The sequence below is a fragment of the Pseudomonas sp. GXZC genome (genome assembly GCF_026967615.1).
Classification (GTDB): Bacteria; Pseudomonadota; Gammaproteobacteria; order Pseudomonadales; family Pseudomonadaceae; genus Aquipseudomonas; species Aquipseudomonas azotoformans_A.
Map to the genome: position 1 here is coordinate 5,616,697 of NZ_CP114115.1, position 17,476 is coordinate 5,634,172.

16 protein-coding genes are annotated in these 17,476 nt (G+C 61.4%); 4 read left to right on the forward strand and 12 right to left on the reverse strand.

Going from position 1 to position 17,476, the window contains the following annotated elements:
- Positions 1-194: 194 nt before the first annotated feature.
- The 7 genes from OZ428_RS26535 to OZ428_RS26565 form a co-directional block, all read right to left on the reverse strand.
- The gene (locus tag OZ428_RS26535) at positions 195-1,121 is read right to left on the reverse strand and encodes an aliphatic sulfonate ABC transporter substrate-binding protein (protein WP_269131831.1); all 927 of its coding nucleotides are present in this window, start codon (positions 1,119-1,121) and stop codon (positions 195-197) included.
- Positions 1,121-2,134, reverse strand: coding sequence for an ABC transporter substrate-binding protein (locus OZ428_RS26540; RefSeq protein WP_038850570.1), 1,014 nt, complete (start codon positions 2,132-2,134; stop codon positions 1,121-1,123). The genes OZ428_RS26535 and OZ428_RS26540 overlap by 1 nt, the downstream gene beginning before the upstream one ends.
- 31 nt (positions 2,135-2,165) lie before the next feature.
- On the reverse strand, positions 2,166-4,802 hold the full coding sequence (locus tag OZ428_RS26545; protein WP_269131832.1) for a TonB-dependent receptor: 2,637 nt from the start codon (positions 4,800-4,802) through the stop codon (positions 2,166-2,168).
- A 115-nt stretch (positions 4,803-4,917) separates the two neighbouring features.
- Positions 4,918-5,862, reverse strand: a complete 945-nt coding sequence (locus OZ428_RS26550; protein WP_269131833.1) for a FecR domain-containing protein — start codon at positions 5,860-5,862, stop codon at positions 4,918-4,920.
- Complete coding sequence (locus OZ428_RS26555) at positions 5,859-6,368, reverse strand: sigma-70 family RNA polymerase sigma factor (RefSeq protein WP_016975977.1); 510 nt, start codon at positions 6,366-6,368, stop codon at positions 5,859-5,861. The genes OZ428_RS26550 and OZ428_RS26555 overlap by 4 nt, the downstream gene beginning before the upstream one ends.
- A gap of 108 nt (positions 6,369-6,476) precedes the next feature.
- On the reverse strand, positions 6,477-7,268 hold the full coding sequence (locus OZ428_RS26560; RefSeq protein ID WP_269131834.1) for a phosphate/phosphite/phosphonate ABC transporter substrate-binding protein: 792 nt from the start codon (positions 7,266-7,268) through the stop codon (positions 6,477-6,479).
- A 9-nt stretch (positions 7,269-7,277) separates the two neighbouring features.
- Positions 7,278-8,207, reverse strand: coding sequence for a fatty acid desaturase (locus OZ428_RS26565; RefSeq protein ID WP_269131835.1), 930 nt, complete (start codon positions 8,205-8,207; stop codon positions 7,278-7,280).
- A gap of 301 nt (positions 8,208-8,508) precedes the next feature.
- On the opposite strand from OZ428_RS26565, the gene OZ428_RS26570 reads away from it, so the two are divergent.
- Together OZ428_RS26570 and OZ428_RS26575 are read left to right on the forward strand one after the other, a co-directional pair.
- Positions 8,509-8,946, forward strand: coding sequence for a GNAT family N-acetyltransferase (locus tag OZ428_RS26570; RefSeq protein ID WP_061449333.1), 438 nt, complete (start codon positions 8,509-8,511; stop codon positions 8,944-8,946).
- 59 nt (positions 8,947-9,005) lie between these two features.
- Entirely contained in the window at positions 9,006-9,824 is an 819-nt protein-coding gene (locus OZ428_RS26575) for a class I SAM-dependent methyltransferase (RefSeq protein ID WP_269131836.1), read from the forward strand.
- A gap of 203 nt (positions 9,825-10,027) precedes the next feature.
- Here OZ428_RS26575 and def read toward each other — a convergent pair whose 3' ends face one another.
- The 3 genes from def to OZ428_RS26590 form a co-directional block, all read right to left on the reverse strand.
- Complete coding sequence (def, locus tag OZ428_RS26580; protein ID WP_016975972.1) at positions 10,028-10,567, reverse strand: peptide deformylase; 540 nt, start codon at positions 10,565-10,567, stop codon at positions 10,028-10,030.
- A gap of 3 nt (positions 10,568-10,570) precedes the next feature.
- Positions 10,571-11,521, reverse strand: a complete 951-nt coding sequence (locus tag OZ428_RS26585; protein WP_016975971.1) for a YihY/virulence factor BrkB family protein — start codon at positions 11,519-11,521, stop codon at positions 10,571-10,573.
- A gap of 170 nt (positions 11,522-11,691) precedes the next feature.
- A complete protein-coding gene (locus OZ428_RS26590) occupies positions 11,692-11,877 on the reverse strand; it encodes a CsbD family protein (RefSeq protein WP_016973106.1) in 186 nt (61 codons plus the stop codon).
- Positions 11,878-12,077: 200 nt separating this feature from the next.
- On the opposite strand from OZ428_RS26590, the gene OZ428_RS26595 reads away from it, so the two are divergent.
- Positions 12,078-12,455, forward strand: a complete 378-nt coding sequence (locus tag OZ428_RS26595) for a hypothetical protein (protein WP_033896314.1) — start codon at positions 12,078-12,080, stop codon at positions 12,453-12,455.
- Between the two features lie 44 nt (positions 12,456-12,499).
- Here the strand turns inward: OZ428_RS26595 and fadD1 are convergent, their stop codons facing one another.
- On the reverse strand, positions 12,500-14,191 hold the full coding sequence (gene fadD1, locus OZ428_RS26600) for a long-chain-fatty-acid--CoA ligase FadD1 (protein WP_038850560.1): 1,692 nt from the start codon (positions 14,189-14,191) through the stop codon (positions 12,500-12,502).
- A 432-nt stretch (positions 14,192-14,623) separates the two neighbouring features.
- The gene (gene fadD2, locus OZ428_RS26605) at positions 14,624-16,312 is read right to left on the reverse strand and encodes a long-chain-fatty-acid--CoA ligase FadD2 (RefSeq protein WP_038850559.1); all 1,689 of its coding nucleotides are present in this window, start codon (positions 16,310-16,312) and stop codon (positions 14,624-14,626) included.
- A 210-nt stretch (positions 16,313-16,522) separates the two neighbouring features.
- Between fadD2 and OZ428_RS26610 the strand changes: the two genes are divergently transcribed.
- Positions 16,523-17,467, forward strand: a complete 945-nt coding sequence (locus tag OZ428_RS26610; protein WP_269131838.1) for an alpha/beta hydrolase — start codon at positions 16,523-16,525, stop codon at positions 17,465-17,467.
- Positions 17,468-17,476 lie beyond the last annotated feature (9 nt).

Genomic DNA, 17,476 nt, shown 5'->3' on the forward strand with positions numbered 1-17,476 from the left:
GCTTGCTTGTTGTGGTGAGCGGGCTTGCCCCGCGCTGGGCTGCGAAGCGGCCCCTATTCAGGCCACCGCGTTACTTCAGGCACACCGCGTGACAGGTTTTGGGTCTGCTTCGCAGCCCAGCGCGGGGCAAGCCCGCTCACCACAAAAAGCCTCTCCACCACAGAAATCCCGCTCACCACAAAAAAGCCCGCTCATTAGGGCGCCTTGAATACCGCCTGCTGCACATCGACCTTTTTCGGGATCAGGCCGTTAGCAAAAAACAGGTCGGCAGTGCGTTGCTGGTTGCCGACGTCAACCGCTTCCAACGGGCGAATCGGCGCGGGCGAGCGGTGTTCGAAGTAGCTTTTGACCACCGCTGGTTGCAAGCCCAGGGTCTTGGCCATCAGCGCGATGCTGTCTTCGGGCTGGTCGAGGGACAGGCGCTGCGCCTTGGCCAACGTCTTGATGATCGCGCCAATGGACTGCGGATATTGCTTGGCAAATGGGCTGCTGACCACGAAGAAACTGCCCGCCGGATTGAGTCCCTGGCCGTCGCCCAACACGCGGGCGGAACCGTCGACCACGGCCGCGGAGTAGTACGGGTCCCACACCACCCACGCGTCGACTTTGCCTTGCTCGAACGCAGCGCGGCCATCGGACGGCGACAGGTACACCACGTTCACGTCCTTCCATTGCAAACCGGCGCGCAGCAGGCTTTTGAGGAACAGGTTGTGGGCGCTGGAGCCCTTGAGCAGCGCCACGCGTTTACCCTTGAGTTCGGCCACGCTCTGCACGCTGCTGGCTTTGGGCACCAACACCGCTTCGGTCTTGCCCTCGTTGGGTTCGACGGCGAAATACTGCAAATCGATGCCTGCGGCCTGGGCGAAGATTGGCGGGATGTCACCGATATTGCCGATGTCCAGGCTGCCGCCGTTCAGCGCCTCGATCAGCGGCGGGCCGCCGAGGAACTCGATCCACTGCACCTGGGTACCGGGCAACGCGTCCTCGAAGAGTTTGTGCTCACGGGCCAGCACCATGCTCACAGAGCTTTTCTGGTAGCCGATGCGCAACGTGGCCGGTTCGGCCGCCAGAACCTGAGCGGCAACCAGTGAAAGTACCGCAGCAGCGAAGATTTTAAGCATCAGAGCGCCCCCTTCAGCTTGGCCGCCACATCGGCTGGCACCCATTGTTGCCAGACGTCTGGATGGTCCTTGAGGAAGGCTTCAGCCACTTGGCGGGGCGGCGTGCGTTTCTCGCTCATTTCCCCGAGGATGCCGTTAAGCAGGTCAATCGGCAGGTCGACCTTTTCAAACACGCTCACCAGTTGCGGGTACTGCGCCTTGAACGGTGCCGACACACCAATGGCCAGGCGCGCCGGCATCGAGCGGGTGCCAATGGGGTTGGGGTTTTTCGCGTCGGACAGGGTCTTCCAGGCTTCGGCGTTGAACGGCGGCTCTTCCAGCTTGACCAGCTTGAACCGCCCCAACAGCGGCGTCGGCGACCAGTAGTAGAACAACACGGGTTTACCACGACGGATCGACGATGCGACTTCGGCATCCAGCGCCGCGCCAGAGCCGGTGCGGAAGTTGACGAAGCTGTCAGTGAGTTTGTACGCCTTGAGTTTCTGGCTGTTGACGATTTCCGAGGTCCAGCCGGTTGGGCTGTTGAGGAAGCGCCCACGGCTCGGGTCTTCGGGGTCGCGGAACACGTCCTTGTAGCGCGGCAGGTCGGCCACCGACTTCAAGTCCGGCGCCAGGGGCTTGATACCGCGCGCGGCATCGCCCTTGATCACGAACTCCGGCACCCACCAGCCTTCAGTGGCGCCTTTGACCGTGTCACCGAGGCCGAATACCTTACCTTCGTTTTCCGCCTTGACCCACGCCGGACTGCGCCCGGCCCACTCTTCACCGATCACCTGGATATCGTCCTTGGCCAGGGCGGCTTCCAGGCTCACGGTGCTGCCGGGCAAGGTGTCGGTCGGCAGGCCGTAGCCTTTCTCGACGATCAGGCGCAGCACTTCAGTGATCAGGCTGCCGCTTTCCCAGGTGATGTCACCGAAGTGAATGGGTTTGACAGCTTCGGCGGCGTGGGCGGCTGGGGTCAGCAGGCTCAGGGCCAGCAGACCACCGCCCAGGAGTTTTTTCAGATGCTTCATCGGCAACCTCATAGTTGTGCGGTGATGTTCGTTAAAAGTCATAACTGAGCCGCGTGTAGTAAAACGCCCCTTCCGGCGCCGACGGCGACAGGTAGCTGTACTGCTGGCCCGGGGTCTGGCGCAGGCGGGTGTTGAAGTCGTCGGGCTTGCTGTCGAACAGGTTGTTGGCGCCGACTGACAAGCGCAGTTGTTTAGTGAAGGCGTAGTTCACGTCCAGGTCGGTGTTCCACTGTGCGCCGAAGGTCTGGTCGTACTGGGCGTTGGCTTCGCTGGCGGCGTATTTGCGGTATTCGCCGTAGCGGGTTTCGCTGAGGGCGATGGTCCATGCGCCGATGCGGTGGGTCGCACCGAGCACCAGTTTGTCTTCGGGGTAGCCGTGTTCCAGGAAGCCACGGGCTTCGCGGGTGAGGATGTCGAAGCCGTTGGGGTTTTCGTGGACCTTCTCGATCGTGGTGCGCGCCTTGGTGTAGCCGGCCGACAGGCTCAACGCGCCGTACTGCGCCAGGTCCAGGTTGTACTTGCCGACGATGTCGACGCCACGGGTGCGGGTATTGGCCGCGTTGGTCATGAACTGCGCCCAGGTGTACTGGCCAAACCCGGCTTGTTGCAGGATCTGTTCGGCACGCGGCCCGGAAATACCGCCGCTGTAGAGCAGGCGATCACGAATCGAGATCTGGTAGGCGTCGATGGTCAATGAAGCGTTTTCGACCGGACGCAGCACCAAGCCGAGTGAGTAGTTGGTGGACTTCTCGGGCTTGAGCGGCTCGGCGCCCAGCGCACGGGCGGCCGGGTTGTCGGCGGGCAACATGCGCGTGAGCACCGGGTTGCCGTTGATGTCGACGTTGGTGGTGGTGGTCCACGACGTGCCGATCTGGCCCAGGGTCGGCGCACGGAAGGAGTTGTTCACCGTGGCGCGCAAGCCCACCTGCGGCGTGAAGTCATACCGCGCCGAGAGCTTGCCGGTGGTGGCCGAACCGAAGTCCGAGTAGTGCTCGGTACGCCCCGCCAGGCCGACCTGGAATTTGTCGGTGAGCTGGTGCTCAAGGCCAAAGTAAACGCCGCCGACATCCCGCTTATAGGTGCCGGCGTCGTCTGGTGTGAGACCGGAGGCTTGCACCGCGCCGACCTGCACACCGTTGATGCCGCCAAAGGAGTAGGACTCGTAGTCGCCCTCCTCCAGACGATACTGCTCATGGCGGTAGGCAATGCCTGCCGAGACGGTCAGCGGATGGCTCGACCAGTTGACGTCCAGGTCCTTGGCGTAATCCAGGCCAAGGTTGGTCTGCTCGTTGACCAGTGTCGCCACGTCAAACTTGGTCGGGCTGTTCAGGCCGTAGCTCGGGTTGACGGTGTTGAAGGCCAGTTCATCGTGCTTGTCGCGACCGTAGGTGGCGCTGAGGTCAAAGCGGCCAAGCGTGTCGTCTTCATAGCGGGTGCCGACGGTGAGTGCGCCGTCTTCATAGCGGTAGCGGTATTTGGGAATGGTGCCGTTGGGGTAAATGCCCTGCACGTTATTCGGATTATTCGCCAGCAACGGCGGCGTGTTGTTTACCGATTTGTCCTGGCCAAAGGTGGCGAAACTGTAGAGGCGCCATTGGTCGCTCAGGCCGACTTCGGCGTTGGCCGCCAGGTTGAATTTATCGCGCCCGGCACCGCCCCAGCGCGGGTCTTGCAGTTGGCCGTCGGCGACGTATTTGTCGCCAATGTCGGTGGGTTTGTTGTTGAGGGTGTTGAAGCTCAGGGTCAGGAAACCATCCCCCGGCAACCCCAGGCCGTACCAGCCGTCGGTGGTTTTGCTGAAGCCGTCGCCCTGGGCGTATTTGCCCAGTTGGGTGTTGACCTGGCCGCCGCTGTCACGCTCCTTGAGCACGATGTTGACCACGCCCGCCACCGCATCCGAGCCGTATTGCGCCGAGGCGCCATCGCGCAGCACTTCGACGTGGTCGATGCTGCTGATGGGGATCATGTCCAGGTCCACCGGCTGCGCGCCAATGAACGGCACGCCACCGGAGATGTTCACCACCGCCGAGGCATGACGGCGCTTGCCGTTGATCAGCACCAGCGTCTGGTCCGGCGCCAAGCCACGCAGGGACGCACCCTTGGGGTTCTGGCCACGGGTGGCGCTCTGGTTCTGCGGAAAGTTGAACGACGGCAGCAGTTGGAACAGCGCCTGGTTGAGGCTGGTGGCGCCGGTCTGCTTGAGTTCTTCGGCGTTGATCACATCCACCGGCGCGGCGCTGGTCAAGGCGGTGGCGTCGCTGCGCCGGGTGCCGATGGCGACCACGCGGTCCAGGGTCGGTGCTTGCGCTGCACGGGTTTGCGCGTTGACGTTGCTGGTCGCGTTTTTGCTCGCGCCTTCCTTGATGATGAACGCGCCGTCCGGGCTCACCTGGACTTGCAGGCCGGTGCCCTTGAGCGCGGCGTCCACCGCCTGTTGCGCCGACAGAGAACCGTCCACGCTGGCCGAGGAATAGTTACCCAACTGCGGCGTAAACGAGATCACCTGGCCGCTTTGGCGGCTGATGCTCAGCAGCACTTCATCCAACGGGCCAGGTGCAATGTGATAGACCTGGCGCGCCTCCTCGGCACTCGCGGCAAACGACAACAACAGGCTGGCGAACGGCACCAGGGCAAAGGTTCGAAGCGGCACACGGTTGAACTGATTCACTTTGGCTCCCCCCAAGGAAACTCGACGGCGCTGCTCCCCGCAGCGCTTACGGGAGTGATGTGGGACGGCGGGGGGAAAACTTGCAGATCGTTTGGTTATGTCGATAGAACCGAGGTCACGCAGCATTGACGGTCACCCAAAAACCGCTGCGGCGGGTGATGTGGATCGGCAAGGTGCGCGCCAGGGTGTCGAGGATTTGCTGGGGGTTGTCGAGCCGATACAAGCCGCTGACGCGCAGGCCCGCCACAGCGGGGTCCAGGCGCAGCACGCCATTGTGATAGGGCCGCAGTGCGTCGATGACTTCGGCCAGTGGCCGGTCGCGCACTTGCAGGAAGCCGTCGACCCAGGCCGTGGCCCCGGAGGAGCTGGCCTGCACCGGGCCGAATCCGGCGCGGTCGTAATGCACTTCATGGCCGGCGGCGAGTTGCAGGCGTTCGCCGTGCTGGCCGTCAATTTCCACTGCGCCGTTGAGGGCAACCACCTGGCCCTGCCCTTGCCGTTCACGCACCAGGAAACGGGTGCCGTCGGCGCGCAGACGCGCCTGGTCGGTCTGGATCAAAAACGGTCGGATGCGGTCGCTGGCGACCTTGGCCAGCAACTCGCCCTCGCGCAGGCGTATCAGCCGGCGTTGCGGATCAAACTGGATGTCGGCCGCGCTTTGTGCGTTGAGCAGCAATTCGCTGCCATCGTCCAACGCGACGGTACGGCGCTCGCCGGTGCCGGTGCGGATATCCGCCGTCAGTTCAGTCAATGGCAAGCCCAGCGGCTTGGCCAACAACACCGCGCCAACCGCCACACCAGCACCGGCCAGCGCGACCTGCAACACCTGCCGTCGACTGGACGGCGCCTCCAGCGCCTGTTGCAGCACCTTGCCACTCACCCCTTGCGCCTGGGGAACCTGGAACACCCCCAAGCGGGTTTCCAACTGTCGGCACAGGGCGTCATGACGCGGGTCGGCGGCGCGCCATTGTTCATAGCGCTGCCAGTCGCCCGCAGTGGCTTGGCCGGAGCGCAACAGCACGTACCAGCGCGTGGCGCTGTCGATCAGCTCGTCGCTCATTCCAGGCACAGCCGCAGGCAGCGGTTGAAGGCGCGGGTCATGTAGTCACTGACCGAGCGCTGGGAAATCCCCAGTTCGCTGGCGATCTCCGGGTAGGTCAGGCCATTGAGTTGCGAGAGCAAAAAGGTCGCCTTGACCTTGGCCGGCAAGCCGTCGAGCAGCTGGTCGATGGCTTGCAGGGCTTCAAGCATTTGCGCCAGCTCTTCGGGAGAGGGCGCGGTGGAGGTTTCGTCGTTATCCAGAGCGTCGAGGTAGGCCCGTTCCAGATCACGCCGGCGCCACAGTTGATACATCAGCCGCTGGGCGATGGTGGTGAGCAGCGCACGCGGCTGGCGGATGGGCACCACACCCGGCGCACTCAGCAGCTGGACGAAGGTGTCGGCGGCGATGTCTTCGGCGTGGGCACGAGAATCGAGGTGGCGGTGCAAACGGCTGCACAGCCAGTCGTAATGACTGCGGAACAATCCGCCCACGTAATCGCTGTGAGAAGTGTCGGCGCCGGACATAGTGGCTCCATCTGAGTAGGTTGCGCGTTATGTCCGGTGTTCCGGTGGAGCGATCCTAGCAAGGCTGCTTATTCTTTAATAATATTTAAAAGGCATTTTTATATAACCTTATTGAAGTGCTGGGTAGCCCGCGCTGGCGGCTTGTTGCTGGTAGCCCAACAGCACCTGGTAGTCGTCTTCTCTGGCGGGCAGTACGGCTTGCAGGCCCAATGTCTCGGCCACCTGCGGTAAATCCAGCAGTGCCTGGTTCATGGCCTGACGGATCTGAACGACCTGTTCATCGCTCAAGCCCACTGGACCGATATAGGGCAAGGTCGGGCTCGGTGCACTGCGCGTGACGATGCGCAGCGCCGCCACTTCCTGCGGCGCAAAACGGGCGAGGTAGTCGTAGGTAACGCTGTCGATGGCCGCCAGGTCGGCGCGGTCTTCGCGCAGCCAACGCAGGCTCTCGCGGTGGGCGCCGCTGATGGCGACGTTGGCGAAGAAGCGCCCGTCGCGTTGCAAGGGGGCCAGGCGTTCGCGCAGCAGGTTCATGCCGCTGTTGGAATCGTGGCCGTTGATCACGCCACGGCTGTTGTAGAAGTCCGCCAAGGTGCGGCGTGGGTTGTCATCGCGAGTCAGCAACAGGCTGCAATGCTCGCCTTGGCTGCTATGGGGCAACTCGTAGCATGGGCGGCCGATGACGCGGACCTGGCCGCGCAGCTGGGTCATCAGCGGATAACCGCAGGTCTGAGTCAGGAGCAATTCAGGCGCAAGCCACAGACCGTGCAGGTCGAGGTGATCGGCATTGCGCCGCCCCAGGTTCAGGTGGTCGAGGATGCGCGCAATCCACTGCTGGTTGGCCTGCTCGATCGGCTCGGGCGCGACGTACATCAGCAGCTCGGCATAGTGGTCACTCATGGTCATCTCTCACGCAAAAGGGTGCCGGGGGCTGTCGATGGCCTTGAGGCCGTGGCGGCTGATCAACTGGCCGTAGCCTTGCACCAGGAAGCCGCCGCTGCGCGCCACCCATTGCTCACGTCGGGCCCGGTAGACCGTGGGCAGCAAGTACCAGGGCAGTTTCGGCAGGTCGTGGTGCACCAGGTGCAGGTTGTTGTTGAGGAACAGCCAGGTCCACGGCCAGGACGCTTCGTTGAGCACGGTACGTTGCTCCGGCTGCGGGTGCGGGCGGTGTTCATAGTAGGAACGGATCGACGCCAGGGACAAGGCCGGCACGCTGACCAGCAGCAGGTAATGCCACACCGAGAGCGCGCTGTAATGGGCGATGAAACTCAGCATCAACACGGTGACGACGCCATGGGCCAGCCACATCGGCCACACTTGGGGCAGGCGCCGGAATTCATGCCGGGCCAAACGCCCGATTGCCAAGGGGGCGGCCAACACAAAGCGACCCAGAACCGTCTTGGTCAGCCAATGCACGCCACGCTCGAACAACGAACTGTTGTCCCATTGCTGCTGGTTGAGGTAACGGCTTTCCGGGTCGATGCCCGGCAGGGTCAAGTCTTCGTCGTTGTGGTGCAGCAAGTGACTGTCGCGGTACAGCGTGTACGGGTACCACACAGCAAAGGGCGCGTAACCAAGCAGTTTATTGAGCCGCAACGAACGGGTGGGATGGCCGTGGAGCAATTCGTGTTGCACCGACAGCCACAGCGTCACGATTGGAATCAGCAGCAAGAGGCTCAACCCCAGGCCCAGCCAATGGCTGCCCAGGATCACGGCAAACCAACCGGCGTACACGCCGATCAGCAGCAGCCAGGTCGGCCATTCGGTTCTTGCGATAAAGGTGCTGGCCAGGGCTTCGATTTCCCGGCGTTGGGTCAGATCAAGGTAGTTTGCCATCAGCCGCTCAGAGCAGGTGTTTCCTGCTCTGTGCAATGGCGCGGGAAAATCTTGCAGATCGTTTGGTTCTAAGCTTGTAACTCAGTGACCGAAAAGGCCGGTTTCAGACTTCTTGGCCTTTTTGTCTGCGCGTTTTTCATCGGCGGTCTTTGCCGGTTTTTTCTTCGCGGCTTTCTTTGAATCCATACCTTTGGCCATGATGCATGCTCCACTGACAGGGGATGTAGCACTGGGTATACCACCTATTGCCCGGCAGAAGGCGCTTATAATCCAAGGCCCTGGATAACGCTGCCTGAACACCATGCCCGAATTGAACATCGAACCGCTGGCAGAGCCGTTGTGGCCGCTGCTGAACAAGTTTTACCGCAACCACAATTCGTCGATGAAGGCCCTCAAGGGTGGGCGTTTGTGGGTGGCGCGGGACGCAGAGATCGTCGCCGGGTTGTGCCTGACGCCGGTGGTGGGAGGGCAATGGCTGACCGGGGTGTTCGTTGACCCGGCCTATCGCGGCCAAGGGCTGGCGGCGCGGGTGATTGAGGCCGCGGTTGCCGATGTCGACGGCACCCTGTGGTTGTTGTGTCATCCAGACCTGGAAGGGTTGTATCAACGCATGGGCTTCACCCAGGACACCGTGCTGCCGCAATCCCTCAGCGAACGCTGGGTACGCTACAAGCGCAACAAACCCATGATCGCGATGGGCTTAGATCGTTTGGTAAGGTCGACCGCAGATAATGTGTGATCGGCGCCTGCAGGGCCCATGCTAGCCTCGGCGGCACAGTGGCCCTTTACAGGATGATCATGAAAACGACGCTTGCAGCTCTCTCCCTCACCGCCCTGCTCGTTCCAGTCTTGGGCCAGGCAGCCGACGCGCCCATTACCGCCAAGCAGTACCAGAGCGCGCTCGCCGGCAATTGGCGCGACCCGGCCAACAGCGCCCGCGACAGCTATCGCCATCCGCAACAGACGCTGGAGTTCTTTGGCCTGGGCGCCAAGCAGACGGTGATCGAAATTACCCCCGGTGGCGGTTGGTACAGCGAACTGCTGGCGCCGTTGCTCAATGAGCATGGGCATTACATCGCCGCCGTGCAGGCGGCGAGCAGCAGCGCCTACGCGCGTACGTCTGAAGAGAACCTGAAAAAGAAGTTCGCGGCTGATCCAGCTCGCTACGCCAAGGCTGAGGTGGTCGAGTTCGACCCCAAGGCGCCGGTGTTCGGCAAGCCGGCTTCGGCGGATGCCGTACTGACCTTCCGCAATGTGCATAACTGGGTCGAGGCAGGCACTGCGCCGGCCACGTTCAGTGCGTTCTACAAGGTGCTGAAACCGGGCGGCGTGTTGGGCGTGGAAGATCACCGGGCCAAGGATGGGGCGGATCTGGAAGCGATCAAGGACAGCGGCTACCTGACCACCGCACAGGTGGTGAAGCTGGCCTCCGATGCCGGGTTCAAGCTGGCGGGACAGAGCGAGGTGAATGCCAATCCGAAGGACACCAAGGATTACCCGGCAGGCGTGTGGACGTTACCGCCGACGCTGAGATTGGGCGAGCAGGATAAGGCGAAGTATGTGGCGATCGGGGAGTCGGATCGGATGACGTTGCGGTTCGTCAAACCCGGCCACTAACAAACATTGAAGTATCGCTTTTCTGTAGTGAGCGGGCTTGCCCCGCGCTGGGCTGCGAAGCGGCCCCAACAAACCCACCGCGTTCATTCAGACAAAACTCGGTGGCAGGTTTTAGGGCCGCTTCGCGCCCCAGCGCGGGGCAAGCCCGCTCACCACAACAAGCCCGCTCACTACAACAAGCAGCCTCACATTCAGCTGCAGGGTCAGTCGTCAGCCGTGGGATCCATGTCCGGGAACATCACTTCGATAAAGCCGAACTTGGTGAAGTCGGTAATCCGCGACGGATACAACCGGCCGATCAGGTGATCGCACTCATGCTGCACCACCCGCGCATGAAAGCCCTCGGCGATGCGCACAATCGGCTCGCCCTTTGGGTCAAAACCCTCATAACGAATCTGTTGGTAACGGTCCACCGCCCCCCGCAAACCCGGCACGGACAGGCAGCCTTCATAGCCCTCTTCCAGCACCGGGCTCAGTGGTGTGATCAGTGGGTTGATCAAAATCGTCTGCGGCACCGGCGGCGCGTCCGGGTAGCGTTCGCTGGCCTCGAAGCCAAAAATCACCAATTGCAGGTCGACACCGATCTGCGGTGCGGCCAGGCCGACGCCGCCCACGTGTTCCATGGTCTGAAACATGTCGTCGATCAATTGCCATAGCTCGGGGCTGTCGAACATTTCCGGTGGGACCGGAGGTGCGATGCGCAGCAGGCGTTCGTCGCCCATTTTCAGGATTTCACGGATCATCGCTCAGACTTCATCGGCAGTGGGCTTGGAGTGGTCCCGGCCGAGGCCTGAGACGTGCTGTTTTTCATCGGTGTGGCCGGGTTCATCGAACTCTTTTTCACCCGGATCCTTGCCCTCGGCGGACATGTGCTCGATCACCGCGTTCATCTCCGCACCCAGCAACAGCACGGCGGCGGAAATGTAGAAGTACAGGAGCAACACGATGATCGCGCCGATACTGCCATACATGGCGTTGTAGTCAGCAAAGGTTTTGACGTAGTAGCCAAAACCCAGCGACGCGACGATCCACACCACCACCGCCAGCACCGAGCCTGGGGTGATGAAGCGGAATTTCTGCTCGACGTCGGGCATCACGTAGTACATGAGGGCCACGGCGAACATCAGCAGAATCACGATCAACGGCCAGCGCAGGATGGTCCACAAGGTCACCACGAATTCCTGCATGCCGATCTGACCGGCCAGCCATTCCATCACTTGCGGGCCCAGCACCATCAGCGCGGCGGCGGCCAGCAACATGCCGGCGATGCCAACGGTGTAGAAAATCGACAGCGGGAAGCGCTTCCAGATCGGCCGGCCTTCAACCACATCGTAGGCGGCGTTCATCGCGCTCATCATCAGGCGCACGCCGGCCGAGGCCGTCCACAGCGCGATCACGATACCCACCGACAGCAGGCCACCCTTGGATTGCTGCAACTGGTCGATTACCGGGTTGACCTGCTCCAGGGCCTGGGGCGGCAACACCAGTTCCGACTGCAGGCGCAGCCAGGTGAAGAAGTCCGGCAGGTGCAGGAAACCGATCAGGGCAATCAGGAACAGCAGGAAGGGAAACAGCGAGAACAGCATCTGGTAGGCCAGTGCCGAGGCGTAGGTGGGCATTTCGTCATCGACGAATTCCTTGACGGTGCGCAGCAGCACTTTGTGCAGCTTGAGCCCATCGAGAACCGGAAAAATCATAGCGTCTCCTTTCGCCGCAAAAAGGTTGAGTTCGTGGGCGACTCAGGGGCCGTTTTCTACATCAAGGTAGCCTATTTGGCGACCTTGAAACAATTTCGAAACTTTAATCACAGCATGTGACATAAAAACGGCCATCCGTGGATGGCCGTTTGGACTGCTTGAAAGCGCGTTTACTTGGTCGCTTTTTTTACAGCGTCCTTGGTGTCGCCAACTGCTTTTTCGACTTGGCCTTTCTTTTCCTGCACCACGCCTTCAGCGCGCAGTTTGTCGTTACCGGTGACTTTGCCGACGCCTTGCTTGATGTTGCCGACGGCTTCGTCTTTCAAACCTTTTGCCTTATCCGCTGTGCTGCCCATGGTATTTCTCCGTAAGAACAATCAAGGGTTTTGGTCATTACCTAAAGATTGACCCGAGGCTGTTCGGCAGAGTTTCAATTATTTTTGCCCACGCATTTCATCGCCAGCCGCAGGTTTGGCTTTATGTTTTGCCGCCAACCCCTGAGAATGCCCGGCACATTCAGGCTCAAACGCTGAATAACAGATCCCGTAGGAAGGTTATGAAACTCAATAAAGCACAGGCCATCGCCCGCCGAAACACCGAACTGGGCGGTGCCGTACTCGGCGTCAACAACTGCCACTTCACCGACCTGGACCGCAAACGCAACATCTGGTGGTTCGACCTGCCGGTGGGCCGTATTGCCGTGGGCCAGTACGAGTGGATCCATCTGTTGATGCACAACGCCGAGACTGACCAGTTGCTGCACCTGAAGGTGCCGACCGCGTTTTTGCGTGAGCACATCGAAGGGTTGGTGGTGCGCAATGCGAACAAGCGCAAGCCGGAGATCACGCTGGAGCTGAGTGCCGACAAGGACTCGTTCTTGAAGGATGTGCGGCCAACAGGTGCTAACGTGAGCTTCGCGCATTTCGCCCTGTAACCCCCTTCAATAAAAAACCCCGCTTCGGCGGGGTTTTTTATGGGTTACTTTTTAAGACCGAGCTTCTTCAGCTCTTCATCACGCAACTCACGCCGCAGGATCTTGCCCACGTTGGTGGTCGGCAACGCATCGCGGAATTCCACGGCCTTGGGCACCTTGTAGGCGGTGACGTTGGCGCGCATGTGCTCCATCACCTGGTCCTTGGTCAGGGTCGCGCCCGGCTTGACCACAATGAACAGCTTGATGTGTTCCCCGGACTTCTCGTCCGGCACACCGATGGCCGCACACTGCAACACGCCCGGCAGGCCTGCCAGTACATCTTCCAGCTCGTTGGGGTACACGTTGAAGCCCGACACCAGGATCATGTCCTTCTTGCGGTCGACAATGCGCATATAGCCGTCGGGCTGGATGATCGCGATGTCACCGGTCTTGAGCCAGCCTTCGCTGTCGAGCATCTCGTCGGTGGCGTCCTGGCGCTGCCAGTAGCCTTTCATCACTTGCGGGCCTTTCACGCACAGCTCGCCGGTTTCACCCAGGGCGAGTTCAGTGCCGTCGTCAGCGATGACTTTGCACACGGTGGACGGCACCGGAATGCCGATGGTGCCGATCTGGATGTGCTGGATCGGGTTCACCGTGGCCACCGGGCTGGTTTCGGTCATGCCGTAGCCTTCGCAAATGCCACAACCGGTCACGGCCTTCCAGCGCTCGGCGGCGGCCAATTGCAGGGCCATGCCGCCGGACAGGGTGACTTTCAGCGCGGAGAAGTCCAGCTTGCGGAACGCCTCGTTGTTGCACAGCGCCACGAACAGGGTGTTCAGGCCGACAAAGCCGCTGAACTTCCACTTCGACAGTTCCTTGACCATCGCCGGCAGGTCGCGCGGGTTGCTGATCAGGATGTTGTGGTTGCCGATCAGCATCATCGCCATGCAATGAAAGGTGAACGCATAGATGTGATACAGCGGCAGCGGCGTGATCAGGATCTCGCAACCTTCGTTGAGGTTGGAACCCATCAGTGCCTTGCACTGCAGCATGTTGGCGACCAGGTTGCGGTGGGTGAGCATCGCGCCCTTGGCCACGCCGGTGGTGCCGCCGGTGTATTGCAGCACGGCCACATCGCCGCTGGCCGGGCTGGCGTCGTTGACCGGTTGGCCGTGCCCCTTGGCCAGCACGTCGTTGAATTTGATCGCCTGGGGCAAGTGATACGCCGGGACCATTTTTTTCACGTACTTGATGACGCTGTTGATCAGCAGGCGCTTGAGCGGCGGCAACAGGTCGGCAACTTCGGTGACGATCACGTGCTTGACGGCGGTCTTGGGCACGACCTTTTCCGCCAGGTGCGCCATGTTGGCCAGGCAGACGAGGGCCTTGGCACCGGAGTCGTTGAATTGGTGTTCCATTTCCCGCGCGGTGTACAGCGGGTTGGTGTTGACCACGATCAGGCCGGCACGGATCGCGCCGAACACGGCAACCGGGTACTGGAGGACGTTGGGCAGTTGCACGGCGATGCGATCGCCGGGCTTCAAGTCGGTGTGCTGTTGCAGGTACGCGGCGAAGGCGCCGGACAATTCGTACAACTCACCGTAGGTGATGGTCTTGCCCAGGTTGCTGAAAGCCGGTTTGTTGGCGAAGCGCTGGCAGGACTGCTTCAGTACCGCCTGAATATTCGGATACTCGTCTGGATTGATTTGTGCAGCAATCCCGGCGGGGTACTTATCCTTCCAAAAGTCTTCGTTCATGGAAGCCCACTCCTCAGCGACGTCAGCGACGCGAATTCATCATCGCATTTGATGCGATTATTATTGGTGTATGTTTTTTTAGGTGAATCTGGCGCTTTCAAGCAGGCCGAGACGTCACAAAGCGCGCCGAGAGTAGCAGCTTTGCCAAAGGTCGCCTAGAGCCAAAGATGGGCCCCGTGGTCATAAACGCGACTGTCCTACAATATTCGGTCACACTTTAAACAACACCTAATTGCCTGCGAAAAACGCTCTGGAATAGGGTTTTCATGGCAACACAAGACGAATGTGGGAGCGGGCTTGCTGTGGTGAGGGGGCTTGTCCCCCGACAGGTTCACCGCAAATCAATGAGGACCGCTGCGCAGTCCGGCGCGGGGCAAGCCCGCTCACCACAGCAAGCCCGCTCCCACACTTTTATTGCATTTCAATTCATGGTCAGGCGATGTCGCGCAATTCACGCCGCAAAATCTTGCCCACCGGCGTCATCGGCAACGATTCGCGCAGCACAATATGCTTGGGCACCTTGTACCCGGTGAAGTTGGTCTTGCAGTAGGCCTTCAACTCCTCAAGGCTCACCCCCTCGGCCCGCGCCACCACAAACAGCTTCACCGCCTCCCCCGTGCGCTCGTCCGGCACGCCGATCACCGCGCAGTTGGCCACCGCCGGGTGGGCCATCACCACGTCTTCGATCTCGTTGGGGTAGACGTTGAAGCCCGAGACGATGATCAGGTCTTTCTTGCGGTCGACGATGCGCACAAAGCCATCCTCGTCGATCACTGCAATGTCACCGGTCTTGAGCCAACCTTCGGCGTCCAGCGCCTCAGCGGTCGCGGCTGGTTGCTGCCAGTAGCCCTTCATCACCTGCGGGCCCTTGATGCACAACTCGCCGCGCTCGCCCAGTGGCAACTCGACGCCCTGGTCATCGATCACTTTCATCGCCGTGGCCGGCACCGGGATGCCCACGGTGCCCAGGCGGGATTTGTTGCCGTAGGGGTTGGTGCTGGCCACCGGAGAGGTTTCCGTCAGACCGTAGCCCTCGCCGATGGCGCAACCGGTGATCTGCTCCCAGCGCTCGGCGGTGGCCTTGATCAGTGCGGTGCCGCCGGAGTTGGTGAGCTTGAGGTGGGAGAAATCCAGGGACTTGAAATCAGGATGGTCCATCAACGCCACAAATAGCGTGTTGAGCCCCAGCAGCCCGGTGAAACGCCACTTTTTCAGCTCCTTGATAAAGCCGCCGATGTCCCGTGGGTTGGTGATCAGCACGTTGTGATTGCCCGAGACCATCATGCACATGCAGTTCGCCGTAAACGCATAGATGTGGTACAGCGGCAGCGGCGCGATCATCACCTCCTGCCCTTCCTTGATCAGCGGGTGGCCGTCCTCACCGGTCTGGGACATGCAGGCGCGTACCTGTTGCATGTTTGCCACCAGGTTGCCGTGGGTCAGCATCGCGCCCTTGGCCAGGCCGGTGGTGCCGCCGGTGTATTGCAGCACGGCGATATCGTCCAGGGTTACCGGGTGGCGCGTCACGCCCAGGCCCGCGCCCATGTGCAAGGCGCGCTTGAACGACACCGCGCGCGGCAGGCTGTAGGCCGGGACCATCTTCTTGACCTTGTCGACCAGGGTGTTGACCAGCCAACCCTTGGCGGCGGGCATGAAGTCGCCCATCTTGGCTTCGATCAGGTAGTCGATCTCGGTGTCGCTGCACACCTCCTGCACGCGCGAGCCGAACAGGTTGAGGTAGACCAGCGCACGCACGCCGGCGTCCTTGAACTGGTGGCGCATCTCGCGCGGGGTGTACAGCGGGTTGGTGTTGACCACGATCAGCCCGGCGCGCAAGGCGCCGAACACGGCAATCGGGTAATGCAGCACGTTGGGCATCTGCACCGCAATGCGGTCGCCCGGCTTGAGGTCGGTGTGTTGTTGCAGGTAACCGGCGAACGCCGCACTCTGGCGCTCAAGCTCGGCGTAAGTCAGGGTGATGCCCATGTTGCTGAATGCCGGACGGTCGGCAAAAGCCTTGCAGGAACGCTCGAAGACCTCGATCACCGACTTGTAGGCCGACAGGTCGATGTCATTGGGAACGCCCGCCGCGCGTTTGTCATTCCAGAAATCAGGTTGCATTATTCTTGTCCTCTTACCTGAGTGTGTCCGGCCGCTTTCCTAACGCTATAAAAAGCGGAGCTTTGGGGACGTTAGCAGCTATGGCCAAACAGGCAAATACGCTAAATCGTGTCATTGATTGTATGAATCTTGCCGCTGATGCGTAGGCTGATACCCGCCCCCTCAATAGATGAGCTATACACTGCAACGACCCTGAGCAAAGGAAGCGCCATGAACCACAGCACCTTCTGGCTGACCGCGAATGACCGCAGCCGCCTGTACGTCAATCAATGGATGCCCGAGGGCCCCGCCAAGGCCGTGGTGATGCTGTCCCACGGCATGGCTGAACACAGTGGGCGTTATGCACGCCTGGCCGAGGCCCTGTGCGGTGCCGGCTACGGCCTGTATGCGCTGGACCAGCGTGGTCATGGCCGTACCGCCGACGAAGGCACCTTGGGCCTGTACGCCGAGACGGATGGCTGGAACAAAGTGGTGGGCGACCTGGCCAGCCTCAACCAGCATATCGGCCAGCAGCAGCCGGGGTTGCCGATCATTCTGCTGGGCCACAGCATGGGCAGCTATATCGCCCAGGCCTACCTGCTGCACCACAGCGCCAGCCTGCATGGGGCGATTCTCAGCGGCTCGAACTTCCAACCCGTGGCGCTCTATCGCGCCGCTCGGGTGATTGCACGCATAGAGCGCCTGCGCCAGGGCTTGCGCGGGCGCAGTGCGCTGATCGAATTCCTGTCGTTTGGCTCGTTCAACAAAGCCTTCAGGCCCAATCGCACCGCGTTCGACTGGCTCAGCCGCGACCCGGATGAGGTGGACAAGTACATCAACGACCCCCTCTGCGGGTTCCGCTGCACCAATCAGCTCTGGATCGACCTGCTCGGCGGCTTGCAGCAGATTAGCAAAGCGTCCAATCTCGCGCAGATCGATCCGGGCCTGCCGATTCTGGTGATGGGCGGCGAATGTGATCCGGTGAGTGAGGGCAAGCGTCTCAACAGTCTGGCCGACGCCTGGCGCGACGCCGGCTGCCAGCACCTGCAGCTGACTGTCTACCCGCAGGCGCGCCATGAAGTGTTCAACGAAACCAACCGCGACGCTGTCACAGCGGATGTGCTGGCGTGGCTCGACCAGGCGCTGACACTGCGCAGGCCGGCCCGCTGCGAATAATTTATCGTT